Genomic DNA, 21,416 nt, shown 5'->3' on the forward strand with positions numbered 1-21,416 from the left:
ACGCAGTCCAAAGGACACAGGCGTGCTAGTCGTGGCGCAAATCTGGCGGAATCGGCAAATAAGCGTCTTCTGGACGCGTCGGTCGGCGGCCCCGGCCTTTTTTGTACTGCTTGAGCTGGAAAACATACGCCAGTACCTGTGCAACCGCCGTAAACAAACCGTCTGGAATTTGTTGTTCAAGCTCAGTGCTAAAGTACAGCGCTCTCGCTAACGGCGGTGCGGGGACAATCGCTACATCATGCTCAGCGGCAATTTCACGAATTTTCAATGCCGTGAAGTCAGAGCCTTTCGCGACCACCACTGGGGCGCTATCCATGTCACTGTTATACCGAAGTGCAACCGAGTAGTGCTCGGGGTTAGTCACCACGACATCGGCTTGAGGCACTTCTGCCATCATTCGTCGTTGCGCCATTTCACGCTGCAGCATACGAATTCGACCTTTGACTTCTGGGCGACCTTCGGTTTCTTTGTACTCGTCTTTCACTTCTTGTTTGGTCATTTTTAGCTGCTCATTGTGCTGCCATATCTGAAACGGCACATCAATCGCAACCACAATTAAGAGTGAGCAACATACCAACAACACGAAGTTAAGCAGAATATCCATCGCGTGATAGAGGTTTTGCGGGAAGGTTTCAATTGTCAGTTCAAAGAACTCTTGGAGGTTGATATACACCAAGTAACTTGCCACGCCCCCAACCAGCAAGACTTTAAGAATCGATTTTAATAGTTCGACCAACCCTTGGGTGCCAAACATCCTTTTCACCCCAGCGATGGGGCTCATTTTGGATAACTTAGGGCGCGCCGCTTCCCACGAGAAGCTGATCCCACCAAGACCTGCCGACCCCGCGAGGCCGGAAAAGAACAGCAGCAACAGCACCAGTCCAAGCGGGAGGATAAGGTGTAATAGCTCGCCAACCACGACCAGCATTAACTCAGAGGTATCAAACACTTCTGCGCGCGACAACGTGAAGAGCCGCGTCATTAATGCCATTAACGCTTCCCCGAGCGATTGCCCAAACCACATCAAACTCACTGCTCCCAGCACAAGGACAGCGACGGATGCCAGTTCTCTTGAGCGCGGTACTTGGCCTTTCTCCCGCGCCTGCTCCCGCCTTCGGGGTGTGGCGTCTTCTGTTCTTTCTTGGCCGTCACTCTCTGCCATCAGTTAGGCTCACAGTTAATGCGAATCAAAGAGCAAACTTGGTTAAGCCCAGTCTGCCAGTGGTTATCGTAATGCGTCAAAATACCGAACAGTAAATACCAACTGATCAGCAAGCCCATCAACAATGCAAATGCAAAGCCAAGAGAAAAAATATTTAGTTGGGGAGCGGCGCGTGTCATGACCCCGAACGACAGGTTTACAATCAAGAGCGCGATAATGCCCGCCAATGACATGCTCAACGCGACTTGAAACATGGTACCAAACCAATCTGCGAGACTGCGGTAATCCGCTGCACCAATCATCTCGCCAATGGGGAGCGTTTTAAAACTCATAACCACTAAATTAAGCATCTGCAAATGCCCATCAGTGGCAAGAAAGAGCATGACTGCCAAGAACAAATAGAATTGCCCGAGTAAGGGAGTGTTTTGACCATTGGCGGGGTCCACCATAGAGGCAAAACCCAAACTGGATTGCATACCGAGGATTTGTCCCAATACCACAAAGGTTTGGGTAATAAATTGCGTGACCATCCCCATGGCAACGCCAATCACGATTTGCTGAGCCAACACCACAAATCCCGCAAAGGACACCAATTCAATCTCTTCTGGCACCGCAGGGAGTGCTGGCATCACCGCAAAGGTAATCGCCAGCGATAGATATAAGCGAATGCGCACTGGCACAAAGCGTGCGCCAAAAAACGTCATCGCCATCATCATCGAGGAGATGCGAGTGAACGGCCAAAAATAATTGGCCATCCACGACAAGATAACAGAGGCGGGATATTCCATGATATCGCCCTAGTAAAGCAGGGTCGGGATCTCTTCCACCAAGCGGTAGAAGTACTCCATCAACATACGCGTCATCCAATGGCCGAAAAACATCAAGGCCACAAAGGTGGCGATCAAACGCGGTAAAAAGCTCAGTGTTTGCTCGTTGATTGAAGTCGCCGCTTGGAAAATCGCCACAATCAAGCCGACCAACAAACCCGGTACCACAATCGCCGACACCAGCAGTAGCACCAAATACAAGGCATCTTGAAATAGTTCAACAAATGCTTCCGGGGCCATCATTGCCTCCTTTAGCCAAAACTACCCGCTAAGGTAGAAAGAATGAGGTTCCACCCATCAACCAAGACAAATAACATCAGCTTAAATGGCAAGGAGACGATCATCGGCGAGAGCATCATCATACCCATTGCCATCAAGACAGAGGCCACCACCAAATCAATCACCAAAAACGGCAGAAATAGCATAAAGCCAATTTGGAAAGCCGTTTTCAGCTCTGAGGTAACAAATGCAGGGATGAGTACTGTCATCGGGACTTGCTCTGGCGCACTAACTTGCGCTCCCGACATGTTCACAAAGGTCTCAAGATCTTTAACACGTGTCTGCCGCAACATAAACTCACGCAACGGCACTTGCACGCGGTCGAATGCGTCTCGTGCCGTTATTTGCTCATTGATGTAGGGTTGAATGGCGTCCGTGTTCATGCGATCGATCACCGGAGACATAATAAACAGCGTCAAGAACAAAGCGATCCCGATGATGACTTGGTTTGACGGCGTTTGCTGTAGTCCCATAGCCTGCCGCAAAATCGCCATCACCACCACAATTCGAGTGAATGACGTCATCAAGATCACGATGGCGGGCAAAAAGCCCAGCGCAGTCATCAGAGCGAGGATCTGCAATGTCACCGAGTAGTCTTCACTGCCATCAGGATTGACGCGCATCGTCACGGCAGGGATCCCGCCCCCGGTGTTGCGACTTGTCTGCAGTCGCACCGCCTCACCGGCCTCATCAATCGATTCGGTGGTAATGGTTTCTTGTGCTGGCGTTGCTTCTTGTTGGGCAAATGTGGCAGGTGAAAACAGTGACACCCACACAAAAAGCCAAGCCGCAAGTAACGTTTTGATAGTCATTTTCGATTCAACAGTTGGCCAAGTTGCTCAGCAAACCGGGAGTTCGGTGCCGGCGCATTTGACGACGTCGGCATAGGCGAATCCAGCGCTTTTAGCAACCGAATGTTGGTGGCTGTCACGCCGATCACGAGCTGCTCGCCGTTGATATCGACCACTAGAATACGCTCTTTTTGCCCAACGGCCAGTTGGCTGATGATACGAATGCCATTAGCTTGCCCAGCCATACCAGGCAATTTTAATCGTCTCAACAACCACGCCAGAGCAAAAATAAGCGCAAGCACCAATGTCAGTGATACCAACATGGTCGCGATACTAATATCAGGCGCCGCGGCCCATACAGGCAGCGGCGCAAATAACAAGCCTCCCAAAAGCCGACGCATGATTTTCCTTATCGTAACTTCTTAATTCGCTCAGTCTGGCTGATCACATCCGTCAAACGAATACCAAACTTGTCGTTCACCACAACCACTTCGCCATGCGCAATTAAGGTGCCATTCACCAGTACATCAAGCGACTCCCCTGCCAATCGATCTAGCTCGACCACAGAGCCTTGGTTTAATTGCAGCAGGTTACGAATATTTATTTGTGTGCGCCCGACTTCCATCGATATGGTCACAGGGATATCGAGAATGGCATCCAGCTTGCGTTGCTCTTCTGGGCCAATTTTCTGTTCACTGTCGTCCGTCAGCTCTTCCAATGGTGCCGCTTGCACTTCATCAGAACCTTCCACTTCTGACTGTTCGGCCAGGGCGGCAGCCCAATCATCATCTACATCATTTTGATCCATGACGTCTCACCCCTGTTTAATGGTTTTGATTACTGGTATCACTGCCACCTTTACCATCAATCGGTAAATCTTCTTCTAAGTCGTCAAGCAATTCTGGCTTGTCCTGAAGCAGTGAAATATCTGATTTAGCCATATCTGGCCGTTTCAATTTTTCAACAATTTTGAGTGCTAGCTTATCGTTAGACTGACCCATTTTGGCACGATAGGTCGGCAAATCTTCAATAAAGACAGTACACGCGTCTGGCATATCGACAGGGATCACGTCCCCTTTTTGCAACTCCATCAAATCGCGTAATGACAGCGTTGTATCTAACAGCTTGGCACTGAGCTCGACATTGACGTCCAAGATTTCATCGCGTAACGCTTTACTCCAGCGTACATCCGTGTCCATTTTGTCACTTTGGACACCCGCATCTAGCAACTCCCGAATCGGCTCTAGCATGGAGTACGGCATAACCATGTGGCAATCACCACCGCCGCCGTCAAGCTCGATATGGAACGAGCTCACCACAATTACTTCTGTTGGGCTAACAATGTTGGCCATCGCCGGGTTTACCTCTGAATCGAGGTATTCAAAGGCCACTTCCATCACCGGTGCCCACGCGTCTTTGTAATCTTCAAACACGAGCTTGAGCAGCATTTGGATCACTCGTCGCTCGGTTGGAGTGAATTCACGCCCTTCAATCCGAGCATGAAAACGCCCGTCACCACCAAAGAAGTTTTCCACCAAGATGAAGACTAATCGTGCTTCCATGGTGATAAGCCCGGTCCCTTTTAATGGCCGGAAACGCACCATGTTTAAGCTCGTCGGGACATAGAGCGTGTTTTGGTACTCGCCAAATTTCATCATCTGCACGCCGTTAATCGATACTTCGGCGGTTTTACGCAGCATGTTAAACAAACTAATGCGCATGTGACGCGCAAAGCGCTCATTGATAAGTTCAAGCGTCGGCATGCGACCGCGCACAATACGGTCTTGCGAAGAGAAATCAAACCCTACCGCACCACCTTCGCCGGCTTCGGGCTCGTTATCATCCTCTTCGACGTCATCAACACCGTGAAGGAGCGCATCAATTTCGTCTTGGCTGAGTAGGTCGGTCACGTCATCACCTATTGCATCACAAAACCGGTAAACAGGACCCGTTCTACCACAGGTTCACCGGTGACTTTAATCAAGGCCGCACGTACATTCTCGGCCGCTTGCCGCCTCACTTCGAGTTGGCCTTGCGGTGTACGCAATTGCTCAGCGGTTGCCGCCCCAAAGGTATTCAACAGCGCGTGCTCCACCAAGGGCAAATTTTCTTTGGCAAGCGCTTCCATTTCATTGCCTCGCACCAGCAGCTGAGCCTTAACTTGAACGAGACGTTGCTGCTCGTCGCCCGTCACATTGAACACAAACGGGCGCGGTAAGGTGACATAAATCGCTGGCAGTGACATTGCTTGCTCTTCAAGCACAATATCGTCTTGGCTGTCATCTCCTCCAGATAAGAAGAAAAACGCTGCACCACCGGCCACTAACAGCAGCAACACAGCTGCAGCAATAATGATGATCAGCTTTTTCTTTCCACCTTCAGGCGCTTCTGGATTGTTATCATCGGCCATCGTTATTCGTGCTCCTCATCTTTACACCCACATCAAGCGTAATAGTCAACGGCTCTATCGCTATGTGAAACCTGTATGGTTTGGCTGGTTAATACCTCGTCAACACCGTCATCGAGCCCCGACATCCCGGATGCAGCCCCACTCGATTGGCCTGCGCCGCTTTGTTGCTGCTGACCCGATGCCATTTGTTGGGCACCACTGTCTTGCTGTTGGACCGAGCCTTGGGCTAATTGTAGCCCTTGCTGCTGTAACATTTCACGCAAACGCGGCATCGCTTGTTCGACGAGATCGCGTGCTTGATGGTTCGCGACGGTAATGTGCACAGTCGCTTGGTCATTGTTGATACCCAGCTTAATTTGCATCCGGCCTAATTCAGGTGGATCAAGGCGAATATCAACCTGTTTCAAATTTTTCGACAGCATTACATTAACGCGCTCACTGAGTGCCGCGCCCGCTTCTGCAGGCGATTGTCCCATGGGTAAGGGGGCTTGAGCATTTTGTGCCGCTTGCATATCTTGACGCGCAGTATGTGCTTGCGCCGATGACGTTCCTAAGCTAGTCGCTAACTGCTGCATCAGCGTATCGGAGCGTGTCGACCCACTACCATCCACTCCCGCTGCTTTATCCGCGTTTGCCGCCTTCTCAGTCATGGCTTTTACCGCAGCTTTGCTCAACCCTGCCGCTTGCGCCTGCTGACTGGCTAGCGCATTCGCGCCCGCCTGTCCTAATTGGGCGGTCAACGATGAAGAGGCTTTACTGTTGCTCTCCCCGTCACCGGCATGCAATTGATAAGTCGCTTGGTTAGCTTGACGCTGCTTGTCCAGATTGTCTGTCGAACGCGCAGCCAACGCTGCGGCGATATCTTTAGCCACAACCGACTCTTTACCCTTTTTTTCAGTTTCATCTGCGCCGGCTTTGGCCTCAGCCCAAGGGATCGATGCCGACGCGAGCTTCATCGCTTTGTCTGGCTGTGCAGATGCCACCCCTTGTTCGTCACTGCTGAGACTGATCCCGCTGCGCGCCTGTTGATTCGCTCTCACTTGCGCTACCAGTGCCGCTAACTGGTCGGGCGACAATTGCGCCAGCGCCTGTTCTGGATCGACATCATCAGGCAGCTGCCGTGACAACGTCTCTAATAGTGCTTCTCGCGAGACCTTTTGCGCTTGGGCATGCTCGTGCATCTGTTTCTGCAATGATGCTAACGCTTTGTCATTTGACGCCTCTTTGTCGGCGCCTGTCATGTTGTCAGCATTGAGCAGTGATTCACTACCCGCTTTGACAGGCAAATCTTTGCCATTCAGCGTCGCGGCAGCTTGATTCAAGCGTGCAAGCAGAGCTTCCCCTTCCTCCATCGCGGTCATATCGGCAATTTGGGCCATTTCTGCTTCACTGAACATGCCATCTGCCAGCATTGCCTCTGCATCGATCATTTGGCCATCAACCAGTAAGGTTTTGCCATCCGCCATCAGCTCAATGGGCAACTCGCCCTCCGCGCCATCTTGTTGAAGCGTTTGCCGTAATGTCGCTAGAAAGCCCGCTTCTGGCGACGCTTTAGCTTGTCCAGCTAAAGGCTGACCTTCGCTTGGCGTTGGCGCGATGTTGGCAGATAAATTAGAAAGCGTCAGGTTAGACTGCGTCATAGGTCTCTCATCATTACCGTGTAAATCACCTGTTCGCGAGGCGAATACTCGCTCGTCGTGGTAATGACAAAGCAATTATCGTGCCATTATGAGATTAAGAGAAGGGGGAAGGACGACGACGGGCAATAATCGCTGCCATTTCATCCATTTGTCGCTGCTCTTGATAGCGTTCTCGCTCCGCTTGCTCACGTTCACGCTTTTCAATTAGCCACTCTATCGATTGCCGATACTGCCGCGCTTGCTGCCAGGTTTGTTGGCAGTTATCGAGATGCTCTTTAAACTGATGCTCTGCATCTCTCTGTTTTGCCAAGGTTTCATCCAACTGGACAATGAATTTGTTTAAGTGGCCAAATGCACTGGCCGATAAGCCTTGCTGGCCGCGATCACTCATTTGCCGACAATACTCCAAGCGGTACTGCTCGATTTGCTCAAGCTGGCGATAATAATTATCCAAAGATTGCTGCGCCGCGACAACGGCAAGCTGCGCCTGCTTTTCATCCTCTTGGGCTTTATCCAACAGCAGTGTCAGTGCATGATCAGCCATCGATTACCCCTGCAAGGTTGAGCGTAACATGTTGACGCACATATCAAAGGGGACCACTTCTTTCATGCCTTGTTGCAAATACCCATCCAATCGCGGCTTAATACTAAATGCTTGGTCAACCGCTGCATCTGAGCCTGGCTTGTACGCGCCAATCGAGACCAAGTCTTGATTTTTTCGGCAAACGGACAACACTTGCCGTACCGCTTTAGACATCAGAATTTGCTCTTCACTGGTGATGTTTGGCATCACACGGCTGACCGAACGCTCAACATCAATCGCAGGATAATGCCCACTGTCAGCCAACTCGCGCGATAACACGATATGCCCGTCAAGAATGGCGCGGGCTGCATCTGCAATCGGATCTTGTAAGTCATCGCCTTCAGTGAGTACAGTGAAAAACGCCGTAATCGAACCTTGCCCAACCGCGCCATTACCGGCACGTTCAACCAACGAAGGCAAACGCGCAAAAACCGACGGCGGATACCCTTTGGTGGCCGGTGGCTCACCAACCGATAAAGCAATTTCACGCTGCGCTTGCGCAAAACGAGTCAAAGAGTCCATTAACAAGAGCACATCGAGCCCTAGATCGCGAAAGTATTCGGCAATGGTCAACGCAGTTTGGCACCCTTTGAGGCGCATCAGTGGTGACGCATCGGCAGGGGCTGCAACCACCACGGCACGCGCGCGTCCTTCCTCTCCGAGGATATCGTCAATAAACTCTTTGACTTCGCGACCACGCTCGCCAATGAGCCCCACCACAACCACTTGTGCGGTCGTGCCTCGTGTCATCATGCCAAGCGTGACAGACTTACCTACCCCCGAGCCTGCAAACAAGCCGATACGTTGCCCTTTGCCGACGGTTAAAAGGCCATTAATCGCCTTAATGCCGACATCCAAAGGTTCACGAATCGGCTGGCGCGCCAAGGGGTTGATTGGCGTCCCTTCTAAGCTGGCACGCTTATCAGTATAGATATCGCCCTTTCCATCCAAAGGGTTGCCCATACCGTCGATCACTCGGCCGAGTAATTCCATCCCCACCGCCAAATGACCTCGCTCTGCCAGCGGCGTCACACGTGCACCAGGAAGCACACCAGACACTTGCTCATTGGGCATCAGATAAAGTAGCTCACCGGCGAAACCAACCACTTCGGCCTCAATAGTGCCATTAAGGGTATCGACCGAGCAGACAGAGCCAATCGGCGCGCGACAGCCAATGGCCTCAAGTGTCAATCCCACCATACGGACCAATTTCCCCGATGCGACGGGTTTTGGGGCGAGATTGTCAACTTGCCAGTGCTTGAGTCGCTCTGCCAATGCACTCATGACTCACCTTTGTCCTGATCCACTGATGCGTTTTGCTCAGCCGAAGGTGCTTGCTCATCCTGTGAGCTAGCTTGAGAATCGAGCTCTGACGACGCATGCTCTTGCGGCGCGTCCGCTTCCTGTTGCGCGAGATCACGTATGGTTTGCTCAGATTCTGTCACAGGATCCGTTTGTTGGTGCGCAGCGTCCGACGGGCGCGCTTGGTTTTTACCATGAAACTCTCGTAACAAGGTGTCCACACGCTCGGCAAGACGGTAATCCACCACCGAGTCTTTCGCTTTTACGTGCACATCGCCGCGAGACAGTGCTGGCTCGGATTGTAACGTCCAATCGCGCGCGGCAAGGGTATCTGGCCCGTACGCCTCACTGACTACCGCGTGATCATCTGGGTGTAGGGAGACAGTAACGGGGTGATCAGCAATCGGCAGTGCCTCGATGGCGGCGCGTAAGGTTTGTAAGATCACGTGCGGATTGGTCTGCACTTCGACGCCAATCAGAGATTTGGTCAACGCTTGCACCATCACTAGCAACTGCTGTTCGACATCTTCATTGACCTTTTCGAGCGGGTGCGTGAGCTGATTTAAAATTCTATCTAGATGCTGGCAGCGCTCCTCGATCAGGGCTTGCCCAGCGGCGACACCTTCGTCAAAGCCTGCTTTTTTACCTTCTTCGTGGCCTTTCTCGCGCCCCTCTTCAAGACCCGCTTCTAACCCCTCACGATGACCAAGCTGCTTGCCCTCTTCATGGCCCTCATCGTAGCCTTGTTGACGAATCGCTTCGAGCGCGTCCGCGGTTAAGGGTTCAGGCGCCAGCTCCGACTCTTCTGGTTCCGGTTCGGGCTCCGGCTCCCAACTCGGATCATAGTTGAGTGCGGTTTCTTTGGGTAAAGACTGCTTGTCGCCGTAAGGAGGCAATTCCCAACGGTCAATGGTTTCAGTCTGTGCCTCGTCAGCACGAATGTAGCCACGACGCTTATCTAGGCTCATGATTTACCTCTGATACGTGAATGGCCTAAACGAACTCGTCGCCGCCGCCACCAGTAAGCATGATTTCACCCGCATCCGCGAGACGGCGCGCGATAGACAGGATCTCTTTCTGAGCCCCTTCTACATCTGAAACACGGATCGGTCCCATGGCTTCGATATCGTCTTGCAGCATTTCTGCCGCACGCTTAGACATGTTGCGGTAGATTTTCTCACGCAGATTATCTTCCGCACCTTTAAGCGCTTTTTGCAAGACTTCTTGCGGCACGTCACGCAGCATAGTTTGAATACCGCGATCGTCGACATCAATAAGGTTGTCGAATACGAACATCAGATCTTGGATTTGCGAGGCCATCTCTTCGTCTTGGTCGCGAATCGAGTCCATCAACACGCCTTCAATACTGTTATCCATGTAGTTCATGATCTCGGCTGCGGCCTTCAAGCCACCAATTTTAGCTGCTTGCGCCCCCGCTTGGCCGGCGAACTGTTTCTCCATGATTTCATTCAACTCGTGCAATGCAGCAGGCTGAACTTCTTCGAGGTTGGCAATCCGCATCATCAGATCTAACCGGTCACGTTCAACGAACTGCGAGAGGATCTCTGCGGAATGCTCGGGGTCGAGATACGAAAGCACAATGGTCTGTATCTGCGGGTGCTCGTTGATGATGATGCTCGCCACTTGACGCGGATCCATCCACTTGAGTGAATCCAAGCCTTTCGAGCCACTGCCAAGCAAAATCTGATCGACCAAGTTGTTGGCTTTGTCTTCACCCAGCGCGGCTACCAACGCATTACGAACAAAGTCTTCACTGCCCATCCCAATCGAGGTGTATTTTTGGATTTCCTCGAGAAAGGCGCGGTGAACAGCGGCCACTTTATCGGAGTTAAGGTCAGTCATTGAGGTCATGGCCGCACCGACGCGTTGCACCTGCTTTGGCTCAAGGTGGCGAATAATACTCGCAGCATCTTGCTCACTCAGGCTCAACAACAAAATTGCTGCCTTTTCAATACCACTCAATGAGTTGACATCAAAGCTGGTACCCGGTTGCTCTTCACCGCCGGTTGTCGCGACTTCATTTGCCATCTTGCATTACCCAGTTCTTCACAGCTTGTGCGGCTAGGTCTGGCTCGTTTGCCACCAATGCCCGCACCGCTTTCAACAAATCTTCATCTTTGTGTAAGTTTGGCAAGGACACATCCGATGATGACATCGCAAAGTTACTTGAGCCATCAAGCTCCGAACCAATCAAGCCAATGTCATCACCGTCAGGGGAGATGGGTAAGCCATCGGGTCCCAAGATCTCGCCATTGGGTCCGACGGTATTGCCATCCTCGTCGAGCGCTGGGTACAACAGTTTTTTCATGGCTGGGCGGATAAGCACCAAGATAACCACGATAATCACCAATGCCGCAGCCATCCAGCGCACCCAGTCGTTGAAGTTTGGATGCTCCCAAATCGGCACATCCATCGCCATATCTTGTTCAGGCTCAACAAAGGGCACTGCGATGACTTCAATCACGTCCCCACGCGCTTCACTGAAACCGACCCCGCCCATCAACAAACGACGAATTTTTGCGATTTCATCATCGGTCAGTGGGGTTTTCACCACATCACCGGTTTCCGGATCCACGCTTTGCTTAAAGTTGACCGCGACCGAGACGGTCTGGCGGTCAATAATGCCAGACTGTGCACGACGGTGGCGGATGGTAGTGTCCAATTCAAAGTTTCGCGTGGCTTCACGACTGACCGAGCCCGTGTCTCCTGCGCCACCATTTTTCAAATCTTGAACGTCTTCAGGAATCGATGCGTCCGCCGGTGGCTGATTACTTAACGCCCCCGGGATCCCTGCGACCATATCACTACTATTGTAGTCTTCACGAGTGTACTCACTGCGCGTGGCGGGCGTATTAGGATTAAATTGCTTTTGGGTTTCTTCTAGCGAACTAAAGTCCATCGACACATCGACTTGCGAGGTATAGTTACCCAAACCCAATACTGGGATGAGAATAGAATCGATTTTGTCGCGTAACTGGCGCTCTTGCTTACGCTCAAGCTCATATTCTTTGCGGCGTGCTGCCGTGGCAGGATCTTCACTCCCCGAGTTCAACAAACGTCCATGCTGATCGGTTACCGTTACACGGGTCGGTTTCAGGGATGGGACGGCAGAGGCAACCATATCGACAATCGAGTCTACCTCTTCTTGTCCGAGTGTATTCGCGCCGCCAAGCGTAAGAAATACAGTTGCTGAGGCTTCTTGATTGTGACGCACAAACACGCTTTGCTTTGGCATCGCCAGCAGCACGCGCGCTTTGCGGACATGACGGACTTCTTCAATCGCGGCGGCAAGTTGACGTTCGCGGCTCAGTTTCAAGCGCTCGCGCTCAAGCTGTTGTGAGACGCCAAATCCCATGTCATTAAGAAGGATATCATCGCCTTCAGCGGTTGCGGTGTTTAATCCTGCCCGAGTCAGTCCCAAACGAATCGATGAGTATTCATCCGCAGGGACACGAATCGTATTACCATCTAACTGATAATTAATCTTTTCTTGATCGAGGTGATCAAGCACCGGAATTAGCTCCTCGGTTTCATACGAGCCCAGTGGACGCATTTCGGGTTCTTGAACCCAGAAAAACAGCATCATAATCAACGCGACGCAGATAGCGACCGCTAACACAAGGATCATCTGACGTACCATGTCCAAGTCGCCGAATAGCGAGTCAGACTTGGCAGACTGCTCTAACGCATCCGGGTCTTGTACGTCTTGATCCATCTCTGGCCCAAGCTCCGTGGATGGCAATGCTGCCGCCCCTTCGGAGACTGCCAGATCGGTGTTTTGATTCTCTTCAGCCACTGGTTAATTCCTACATTACACTGGCATATTCATCAGTTCTTTGTACGCTTCAACCAGCTTGTTGCGGGTTTGAACCGTTGCATCGAATGCCACACTCGACTTATTACGTGCGATCATCACATCCGACAAACTGACACTACGGTCGCCTTCATCAAAGCGCGTGGCAAGTTCACCCGATGTTTTTTGTAATCCGTTAACATGGTTGATCGCGCTGGCCAGCATATCGCCAAATTCTTGGCTCACTTGTTGGCCCGTCGCTGGTTGCGACACGTTTTTCGCGGCCACCGCCATGGCTTGCATCTCTTGGGACAGGGCATTGGCTTTCATCGTCGATCCTTACTGTGTCAATTTTTTGTCAACTTGGTCAGAATTTCTCCGCCATGACAGCTAACTTGCAACTTTGAGGCCACGTTGGCAAAGGCCTCACATCCTAGGGAGTTAGCTTGGAATTTCAATCCCAGCATCACGCATTTTGGCTAATTTATAACGCAATGTTCGCGGACTGATCCCTAACCGCTCCGCCACTTCTTTGCGGCGTCCTTCACAAGCGCGAATAGTGTCTAGAATGATAGCAAACTCTTGATCTCGCAGCTCATTCCCCAATCCAGCATTGCCGTTGACATTCGGGTCGGAAAATGACGCCGCTGATGTCGCAACCGATGGCACCACCGGCTGGCTATCCATCACTCGGAGCTGTAAGCCGGACGCATCATGCCAATCATGGCCTTCTAGCAAAATATCACTCGCTTGAATAGCGGCATTGCTCGCTAGAATCAAAGCGCGCTGCATCACGTTGTCGAGCTCACGGACGTTGCCGGGCCATGGATAGTGGAGTAGCTTCTGCTCTGCATCTTGACTTAACGTAGGACACGGCATGCCTTGTTTTTGACAGTGGCGTGACAACAAATGACTCGCCAGTGGGATAATATCGCCGGGCCTGTCTGTGAGTGCCGGCCAAGTAATAGGAAAGACATTTAACCGATAATACAGATCTTCTCGGAAATGCCCTTCGCCCACATACTCTTTGAGATCGCGGTTACTGGTGGCCAATACGCGAACATCCAGTTGAATACTTTTTCGGCCCCCTAAGCGTTCAACTTCACGCTCTTGAAGTACCCGTAATAACTTAGCTTGGAGACCCAAATCCATTTCGCTAATTTCATCCAACAAAATGGTGCCACCTTGGGCTTGCTCAAATTTCCCTGGACAAGCTTGTACGGCGCCGGTGAATGCGCCTTTCTCGTAACCAAAAAGCGTCGCTTCCAGCATGTTTTCTGGGATGGCCGCGCAGTTAATCGCCACAAAGGGCGCCGCCACGCGCGCAGAATGATCGTGGATATATCGCGCCATCACTTCTTTACCCGAGCCTGACGGCCCCAAGATCATCACATTGGCATCGGTCGCTGCCACTTTGCCGGCCAACGCCATCAATGCAACACTTTTAGGATCCGCGACAATGGCGTCCGAACTGTCCGCTTTAACCGGAGCATAACGGCTGACCATGTTGAGTAGCACTTCAGGCGCGAAAGGCTTGGCCATATAGTCAATCGCCCCTTCTTTCATCGCGGCCACTGCATCTTCAATGTTGGCGTAGGCTGTCATCAATAACACCGGTAAATTCGGGGTGTTATTTTTGATGGTTCGCAGCAGAGCGAGCCCGTCCATTCCGGCCATTTGGACATCGGAAACGACAATATCGACCGCCTCTGATTTCAAGGTCAGCAAGGCTTGCTCAGCACTATCGGCCTCAATCCAGTGATATCCGGCAAGGGCAAGCGTATCGACGAGGGCCTCACGCAAACCTTCGTCATCTTCGACGATCAGGACAGTTGTTTGGCTCATTGTGTTTCTCCTACGCTATCACTGCTTTGTGCAGCAGGTGTGTCTGCCAACGGCAAGCACAGTGTAAAACAAGCGCCTTGACCCGGCTCTGACTGAAGCGTCAAGGTGCCTTTATGGGCATGGCAAACCATTTGAACAACGGCAAGCCCTAACCCCGTCCCTTGCTGGCGGGTGGTAAAAAAGGGCTCTAGCACTTTCGCCTGAAGCTCAGGCGCGATACCCGGGCCATTATCGGCTACCGATAACAAGAGATTGTTCTCATGCATGCGCGCATCGACCACGACTTGGCACGCCTTTCCCGCAACCTGAATAGCATTTACCACTAAGTTACTCAGTGCGCTCGCTAAGGCATTCACATTTCCCAGCAAGGTCACGCTTTCGTCATCACTATTGATGGCAAAATCAACATTCTTCCCTTGAACGACCGCGTCCACCATAGGCTCAAACTCATTAAAAAGCTGCTCAACCGTAAACCGGTCAACCACTTTGTTATCACCCCCTTTAGCAAACAACAGCATGTCATTCACTTGCTTCTCGAGATCGTGCAGCCTATCGAGCAACTTCAACTGGAAACGCTGTCGGGTGGCTTCATTCAGGTTAGGCGCACCTAAATTCGCCGCATATAACATGGCGCTGGATAACGGTGTTCGCACCTGATGTGCCAAGGAAGCCACCATTTTCCCTAAGGACGATAGCCGCTGTAGATCACTGACCCGTGATTGCAGCAAGCGCGTCTCTGTCATATCGGTAATCAAGATCAATTGGCCAGAATCTGATGCCGATATAGCAAGCTTTACACGGCGACCATCTTTTAACGACACCTCATGCCCATCATCATCACGCGGAGAGAAGGCGCGTTGGATCACGTCAAACCAACGTTCTTGCGTGAGTGGTTCACCCAACAAGCGATGTGCCTCTGGATTGGCTTCTGCCACTCGGCCGTTTGAATCAAGCAAGATCACACCAGCAGGCATGACATCCAATACTTGTTTATAACGCGTAACTTGTTGATCCACTGATCCCAGTGGCGACGATTGGCTTTCCATCTCGGTAATACACGATTTGATAAAGGTTTTATCCAATTAAGCAGGGATTATGCCATAAAAATAGTTATTTATATCATGCAATTAGAAACAAAAAAGCGAAGTCATTTTTTTGACTCCGCTTTTTTGACACACGGTCGGATTAAATCAGTTCTTCTTTATTTAGCCCGTATTTCCGCATCTTTTCTACTAGCGTCGTCCTTCGCATATTCAGCATGTCTGCCGCGCGAGCGACCACGCCTGATTGCGCCTCCAAAGCTTGTCGAATCAGATCAACTTCGTAATCCGCCAGCATTTCTTTTAGGTTAACGCCTTCCGGCGGTAGCACGACCGCGCCAGGACTATCGTGAAAGCCTGGCATCTCATCCATCATAGGATCATCGTCGGGCTCACTAAACATCGCTGTTAAGGCATCACGTTCAGCCACAGCGGTTTCTTCCACTGAATACGCTTCCGGCTGAAATTCTGGAATATCACTGTAGCGATATTTGGCAGGAAGGTGGTTGACGTCAACAAGCTGCCCCGGATACAAAATCGCAAGACGCTCAATGAGGTTGGCGAGCTCACGTACGTTACCTGGCCACTCATGCTCCATGAGCGAGTTGATCGCGCGTGGTGAGAGGTGCACACGGCTGCTTCCTTCACTATCGAGACGCGACATCAGTTCGTGTATCAGCATTGGGATGTCGTCAAGACGCTCTCGAAGCGGCGGCATTTCGATCGGAAACACGTTTAAGCGATAGTAAAGATCTTCGCGAAAATCGCCTTCTTCAATCATTTGCTCAAGCTGGCGGTGTGTGGCCGCAACAACTCTGACATCCGCGCGAATACTCTTATTCCCTCCGACTCGCTCAAAGGTGCGCTCTTGTAACACTCTTAGCAGCTTAACTTGCATCGGCATGGGCATATCGCCAATTTCATCAAGGAATAAGGTTCCGCCCTCGGCCAATTCAAAGCGTCCTTTACGCGCGGAAATCGCCCCCGTAAACGCGCCTTTTTCGTGACCAAATAGCTCACTTTCTAAAAGCTCTGCTGGGATAGCACCACAGTTGACCGGCACAAAAGGACCGGATGCTCGTGAGGAAGCATGATGAATGTGTCGAGCGACCACTTCTTTACCGGTACCTGACTCACCCAGGATCAATACATTCGCTTCGGTGGCAGCCACTTGGTCTACCAAGCGACGGACTTGCCCCATCGCCTCACTCTTACCGACCATGTTGTGAAAGGCGGTATTGTCACCGCTAAGCTGCGGGATGCTAAATGCCTGTTTGCCTGCAAACTCTCGACAGTGGTGAAGCGCGTCAAATAATTGCGGGTAGTTAAGGGGGAGACCCAGTTCACCGACATAGTTTGGCAGTCCTGAAAGCTCACGGTCGTGGCGACGTATCGCGATAACAGGAACATGATGATAGGTAGCAAGCTGCTCAAGTACCTTTTCAAGCAAGGCAGAAGAGCGGACGTGGCCAAGAAAACATGCGCCCCAGTTTTGCTCCCAAAGTGCGTCACTGACATCTGCTGTCGAGTGAAGCGCGTAACGCTCGCCAATAAAGTCGAGTATCACGCCGAGATCGTGACGAAACTGGTCATCGTCATCGATAACAAGGATTTTTGCTAAATCTTGCATGTGTGAGATACGTCTGCCCTGATAGATATATTATTGTTGTCACGTGCCAAAAAGCCGCAACAAACTCAATTTTAATCAAGACATTGTAATAGAGAACGCGCATAAGGCAACCGGAGACACAGTAAACCTGTGACTCCAGTGCCATGTCAGTCTTTTGGTAGGCTGTTTAGCTGGTCGCTTGGGTCAGATTATGGTATTCGGACGGAATCTGGTCCCACGCCGATTTTATCTCACGTAAAATCTCAATCACATCGTCGATGGGTTCCGGTTTATTTTCCAAATTCGCCTCACTGACTTGGCGAATCATAAAGTCATAAAGCGCATCCAGGTTGTTGGCAATTTCGCCTCCATCATCCATTGATAGACAAGCGCGGAGATTAATAATGATATCCAACGCTTTACCTAACCGCTCACCTTTGACGGATAAGTCGCCTTGTGCCATGGCGGCCTTGCCCTGAATCAAGCGTTCAATCGCACCGGCCATCAACATCTGTATGACCTTATGAGGCGACGCGGCGCTTAATTGACTGTCAACAGAGACCTTTTTATAGGCCTGTAGTGAGCCTCTCATAGTCTTCCTCACCTATTGAAATTTCTTATACAGCTGCACAGATTGCTTACCCTTGCGCTGCTGCAACAACGTCTTGGCAGCATCAGCTCTTTCATTATCGAGTGCTTGAACCAGCTGTTCGGTTCTTGATAATGCCTTTGCCCATGCTTGACCATCAGGCTGCTCCGAAGACGCTGCAATCTGGTCGAGTAATGCCTTTCTATCATGCAATTGCTGAGCCAGTTTTTCGGGATCAGCATCACGTTCGGCTAGTGAATGCGCAATCGCCTCATCAATCGCTTCTAATTGCTGAAGCCAGTGTGTCATTTCACTCGTCATCATGCTGGCATGATGTTTTGCATTGCTTGAAGCTGTGAGCGCATTTGCGCTGTCGCTTCTTCCATGGCGGAGAAGCGTTTCATGGTCCGCGCCTCAAGGTTTTCCATCCGTCTATCCAGCTCCTGCTGCTCATCACGTAAACGCAGCTTCTGATCAGACAAGGTATTCTCTCGGTTACTGATGGCGCCACCGGCACCGGTAAAGCCATTCACGACCTCTTCCAGCTGGCGAGCAAAGCCTTTGTTTCCACCAAAGAAACCTTCTAAAGCGTTAAAATTTTGACGAAGCTGTCTATCTAACACCTTGCTATCAATTTCTAACCGACCATCCATCGTGGTCGTTACACCCAGCTCGCTGAGTGTCTTCATCCCTTCTGGTGCTTGTTCAATAGGCGATGAAAACAAGTTCCGTAAACGACTTGTGGCCGTACGGATTACACTTTCTCCGACTAAAGGGCCCCCTTGCTGCGTCTCGGGATCGTATTTGCCCACGGCTTGCGCCACACGGAAAAAGGCATTGTAGTTATCAACAAAGCTTTCCAGCGTGGAGCGTACCGACTCACGATCGTGCTCAACAGACAAGGTAACGGGTGACGCCCCAGCTTGACTAACGTCAAGTGACACCCCGTCAATCGCATTGGTAAAGGTATTGGTTTCACTGGAGACAGATGCAATACCATCAATCATAATCTGCGCATCTTGAGCAGCTTGCATTTGCGTCAAGCCATTGCCAGCTTGACCGACTTTAAACCCTAGTTGATGCAGGGCGCTCCCCATTTGAGCATCAACGTTCACTGCAATCTGATTGCCCGCCCCCGTCTTAGTGCCGTTTAGAACCAATCTTGCACCACTGTTATCTTGGATCAGTGACGCTTGCACACCGGGGTTGGTTGGATCGCTGTTAATCGCACGGACAACGTCGGTTAAACTATTTTTACCTTGTGGGATATCAATGATGCTTGTCCGGTTGCCCATGGTAATTGTGAGCTTACCAGAACCTAATGGCGCATCTGAATCCATGCCAGCAGAAACGAGCTTGTGCGTGCTTGCTAGCTGCTGAACATTAATTTGGTATTTTCCGGGAATCGCATCAGGACTCGCTGATGCACTTAAAGCGTCAGAATTACTGACTGAGGCAGTCCTTGCCGCATAAGACTCGTTGCGACGAAAGTCATACATTTGACTTTTGAGTTTATCGAGAGATTCTTTTAAGCGGCCAAACGCACTGATGTCAGTTTCGACATCATTCATGCGTTTGACGATCCGCTCTTGTTTGGGTGCACGCTCAGCATCCACGATCTTAGTGACCATGGCATTGATATCGATACCGCTACCCATGCCTGCTGCGTTTACACCCATGACGATTCTCTCACCTCGTTATACCTTTTCTGCCACCAGCCCTCGCGCATGTTGCGACAATTGCTTGGCCAGCTCTAACATTTCCGTTTCTGGGATTTGGCGGATGATATCACCACTGCTCATTTCATAAACGGTGATGATACTTCTGCCCGTATCCTCATCAAGCCGGAATGCTAGGCCTTTGTTAAAAGAGGACATAAACTCATCGAGACGTTCGACCAACTTCTCCAGCTGCTCACGTTGCATTTCACGGGTTTCGTTAATACGCTCCGCTTGTTCAACGCGTCGCTGCTGCATAGACTCACGCGTTTCTCGACGAACGGCCTGCTGGTTTTGACTCACGCTAACCTGGTCAGACCGAGTTTTTCCTACTCTCTCTTCTCTTGCAATCTTTGTGCCGTCGGAAGAGCCGGTATGAGGCAGGGATGAAGTTGAAACGGATGAAATGTCCATTACGATTCACCTCCTGTTAGCGCAGCGGCGGAGTATCCGCCGCTACTGGGTTATAAAGCGTGATTAACCCAACAGGCTCAGTGCCGCTGACGGCGCCTGCTTGGCCTGTGCCAGAATCGACGTACCAGATTGCTGTAGAATCTGAGACTTAGTGAACTCAGTGGTCTCTTTAGCGAAGTCCACATCGCGGATTCGGCTGTTAGAGGCAGTCACGTTCTCGTTCACGTTGTCCAAGTTCGCAATCGTGTGGCTTAGACGGTTCTGTTTCGCACCCAGCTCAGCACGGTGTGAGTCGATAAACTGCATCGCGTTATCGATAAGACCCACAGCTTTCTGTGCACCACCGATAGTAGAAACATCCACATCTTTGATGGTTTCATCTACCTTGGTACCCATTGCCAGTGAAGCTGACAGCGCACCGGTAAAGGTAGCATCTGAACCTGCTGCAGTGACAATCTGAAGCTCACCATCTTCAGTAACCGATGCGCTCAGTTTGTCTTGCGACTGACCATTAATATAGGTAGCAATTTCTTCAATGTCATCGCCGCCTTTTGCAGTCACGTTGATAGCGGTCGTTGCACCATCCGCGTCCGTGATAGTAATGGCTAAGGTTGCACCGTCTGTTGCTGTCCAACCTGCTGATTTTGCGTTTGCTGCAGTAAAGCTAGCACCACCCATGTCAGCATGGTCAGCACGGATGTTTTTGAATTCCATCATCACGGCTTCACCAGCATCCGCACCCACCTGGAATGAACGCGTACCGAATGTGCCGTTCAGTAGTTTCGCACCACCGAATGATGTGGTTTCTGCAATACGGTTTAATTCGTCTTGCAAGGCAACCACTTCTTCTTGGATAGCTGCACGCTCAGAGTCGCCGTTTGCGCCGTTAGCGGACTGCAAAGATAGGTCACGCATACGTTGCAAGATGTTGCTTGACTCTTCCATCGCCCCTTCGGCGGTTTGCGCCATAGAGATACCGTCGTTGGCATTACGTACGGCAACATCCAGACCACTGCTTTGAGACATCAAGCGGTTAGAAATTTGCAGACCCGCTGCGTCATCCTTGGCGCTGTTGATGCGATAACCGGATGACAAACGTTCCATTGAGTTGTTCAGCGCGTCGGTTGAGTTATTCAAGTAACGCTGAGCAGTCATTGCAGGGACGTTAGTGTTAACTGTAATAGCCATAACTATTCTCCTTTGGTTCTAGGTCCGGCTTCGCCCAGCTGACCAGGGAAAACCAGTTCGAAAATCTTTCACAACCCATTTAGCGGCGCACAGTCAAAAAGCTTTAGTATTTTTTGCGTGCTGACGATGGCTAAACCACCGTCGCTTCATGGTGCTATGGAAGTTAACGTCCACAGGAGAAATATCTTTAGCGTGATTCGCGAAA

General features: G+C 51.0%; 23 protein-coding genes. All 23 read right to left on the reverse strand.

What is annotated here, in order from left to right:
* Positions 1–25: 25 nt before the first annotated feature.
* The 23 genes from flhB to BZJ19_RS01135 all read right to left on the reverse strand — a co-directional run bounded on the left by flhB (position 26) and on the right by BZJ19_RS01135 (position 21,211).
* Positions 26–1,162 carry a flagellar biosynthesis protein FlhB gene (gene flhB, locus BZJ19_RS01025; RefSeq protein ID WP_077674303.1) on the reverse strand — a complete coding sequence of 379 codons (1,137 nt, stop codon included), beginning with the start codon at positions 1,160–1,162 and terminating at the stop codon, positions 26–28.
* Positions 1,162–1,950, reverse strand: a complete 789-nt coding sequence (gene fliR, locus BZJ19_RS01030) for a flagellar biosynthetic protein FliR (protein ID WP_069587151.1) — start codon at positions 1,948–1,950, stop codon at positions 1,162–1,164. The genes flhB and fliR overlap by 1 nt, the downstream gene beginning before the upstream one ends.
* 9 nt (positions 1,951–1,959) lie before the next feature.
* Positions 1,960–2,229 (reverse strand): flagellar biosynthesis protein FliQ, encoded by a 270-nt coding sequence (gene fliQ / locus BZJ19_RS01035; protein WP_069587148.1) that lies wholly within the window; start codon positions 2,227–2,229, stop codon positions 1,960–1,962.
* Positions 2,230–2,240: 11 nt separating this feature from the next.
* Positions 2,241–3,080, reverse strand: coding sequence for a flagellar type III secretion system pore protein FliP (gene fliP, locus BZJ19_RS01040; protein ID WP_077674304.1), 840 nt, complete (start codon positions 3,078–3,080; stop codon positions 2,241–2,243).
* Positions 3,077–3,460, reverse strand: coding sequence for a flagellar biosynthetic protein FliO (gene fliO / locus BZJ19_RS01045; RefSeq protein WP_077674305.1), 384 nt, complete (start codon positions 3,458–3,460; stop codon positions 3,077–3,079). The genes fliP and fliO overlap by 4 nt, the downstream gene beginning before the upstream one ends.
* An 8-nt stretch (positions 3,461–3,468) precedes the next feature.
* A complete protein-coding gene (gene fliN / locus BZJ19_RS01050; protein ID WP_069587145.1) occupies positions 3,469–3,867 on the reverse strand; it encodes a flagellar motor switch protein FliN in 399 nt (132 codons plus the stop codon).
* Between the two features lie 16 nt (positions 3,868–3,883).
* Positions 3,884–4,969: a flagellar motor switch protein FliM gene (gene fliM, locus BZJ19_RS01055; RefSeq protein ID WP_077674306.1), complete on the reverse strand. Its 1,086-nt coding sequence runs from the start codon at positions 4,967–4,969 to the stop codon at positions 3,884–3,886.
* 8 nt (positions 4,970–4,977) lie between these two features.
* Positions 4,978–5,469: a flagellar basal body-associated protein FliL gene (fliL, locus tag BZJ19_RS01060; RefSeq protein ID WP_077479275.1), complete on the reverse strand. Its 492-nt coding sequence runs from the start codon at positions 5,467–5,469 to the stop codon at positions 4,978–4,980.
* Positions 5,470–5,501: 32 nt separating this feature from the next.
* Complete coding sequence (locus BZJ19_RS01065; protein WP_077674307.1) at positions 5,502–7,109, reverse strand: flagellar hook-length control protein FliK; 1,608 nt, start codon at positions 7,107–7,109, stop codon at positions 5,502–5,504.
* Between the two features lie 94 nt (positions 7,110–7,203).
* Positions 7,204–7,653, reverse strand: a complete 450-nt coding sequence (gene fliJ, locus BZJ19_RS01070) for a flagellar export protein FliJ (RefSeq protein ID WP_077479277.1) — start codon at positions 7,651–7,653, stop codon at positions 7,204–7,206.
* Between the two features lie 3 nt (positions 7,654–7,656).
* Positions 7,657–8,976: a flagellar protein export ATPase FliI gene (gene fliI / locus BZJ19_RS01075; protein WP_077479278.1), complete on the reverse strand. Its 1,320-nt coding sequence runs from the start codon at positions 8,974–8,976 to the stop codon at positions 7,657–7,659.
* Positions 8,973–9,962: a flagellar assembly protein FliH gene (gene fliH / locus BZJ19_RS01080; RefSeq protein WP_077674308.1), complete on the reverse strand. Its 990-nt coding sequence runs from the start codon at positions 9,960–9,962 to the stop codon at positions 8,973–8,975. Before fliH ends, fliI begins: the two co-directional genes overlap by 4 nt.
* Positions 9,963–9,987: 25 nt before the next feature.
* Complete coding sequence (gene fliG / locus BZJ19_RS01085; RefSeq protein WP_069587136.1) at positions 9,988–11,043, reverse strand: flagellar motor switch protein FliG; 1,056 nt, start codon at positions 11,041–11,043, stop codon at positions 9,988–9,990.
* A complete protein-coding gene (fliF, locus tag BZJ19_RS01090) occupies positions 11,033–12,811 on the reverse strand; it encodes a flagellar basal-body MS-ring/collar protein FliF (RefSeq protein ID WP_069587135.1) in 1,779 nt (592 codons plus the stop codon). The genes fliG and fliF overlap by 11 nt, the downstream gene beginning before the upstream one ends.
* 15 nt (positions 12,812–12,826) lie before the next feature.
* Positions 12,827–13,138, reverse strand: a complete 312-nt coding sequence (gene fliE / locus BZJ19_RS01095) for a flagellar hook-basal body complex protein FliE (RefSeq protein WP_077674309.1) — start codon at positions 13,136–13,138, stop codon at positions 12,827–12,829.
* Positions 13,139–13,249: 111 nt separating this feature from the next.
* Positions 13,250–14,653: a sigma-54-dependent transcriptional regulator gene (locus BZJ19_RS01100; RefSeq protein WP_077674310.1), complete on the reverse strand. Its 1,404-nt coding sequence runs from the start codon at positions 14,651–14,653 to the stop codon at positions 13,250–13,252.
* Positions 14,650–15,699: a sensor histidine kinase gene (locus BZJ19_RS01105; RefSeq protein ID WP_077674311.1), complete on the reverse strand. Its 1,050-nt coding sequence runs from the start codon at positions 15,697–15,699 to the stop codon at positions 14,650–14,652. The genes BZJ19_RS01100 and BZJ19_RS01105 overlap by 4 nt, the downstream gene beginning before the upstream one ends.
* Positions 15,700–15,838: 139 nt before the next feature.
* Positions 15,839–17,323 (reverse strand): sigma-54 dependent transcriptional regulator, encoded by a 1,485-nt coding sequence (locus tag BZJ19_RS01110; RefSeq protein ID WP_077674312.1) that lies wholly within the window; start codon positions 17,321–17,323, stop codon positions 15,839–15,841.
* Between the two features lie 166 nt (positions 17,324–17,489).
* Positions 17,490–17,894 carry a flagellar export chaperone FliS gene (gene fliS, locus BZJ19_RS01115; RefSeq protein ID WP_069589317.1) on the reverse strand — a complete coding sequence of 135 codons (405 nt, stop codon included), beginning with the start codon at positions 17,892–17,894 and terminating at the stop codon, positions 17,490–17,492.
* Between the two features lie 12 nt (positions 17,895–17,906).
* Positions 17,907–18,200 (reverse strand): hypothetical protein, encoded by a 294-nt coding sequence (locus BZJ19_RS01120; RefSeq protein ID WP_131825260.1) that lies wholly within the window; start codon positions 18,198–18,200, stop codon positions 17,907–17,909.
* An 11-nt stretch (positions 18,201–18,211) separates the two neighbouring features.
* Positions 18,212–19,570 carry a flagellar filament capping protein FliD gene (fliD, locus tag BZJ19_RS01125; protein ID WP_077674313.1) on the reverse strand — a complete coding sequence of 453 codons (1,359 nt, stop codon included), beginning with the start codon at positions 19,568–19,570 and terminating at the stop codon, positions 18,212–18,214.
* Between the two features lie 18 nt (positions 19,571–19,588).
* Positions 19,589–19,912: a flagellar protein FlaG gene (locus tag BZJ19_RS01130; RefSeq protein ID WP_235608116.1), complete on the reverse strand. Its 324-nt coding sequence runs from the start codon at positions 19,910–19,912 to the stop codon at positions 19,589–19,591.
* A 174-nt stretch (positions 19,913–20,086) separates the two neighbouring features.
* On the reverse strand, positions 20,087–21,211 hold the full coding sequence (locus tag BZJ19_RS01135; protein WP_077674315.1) for a flagellin: 1,125 nt from the start codon (positions 21,209–21,211) through the stop codon (positions 20,087–20,089).
* Positions 21,212–21,416: the final 205 nt, after the last annotated feature.

Origin of the sequence: Salinivibrio proteolyticus, assembly GCF_001996165.1 — a bacterium.
Classification (GTDB): domain Bacteria; phylum Pseudomonadota; class Gammaproteobacteria; order Enterobacterales; family Vibrionaceae; genus Salinivibrio; species Salinivibrio proteolyticus.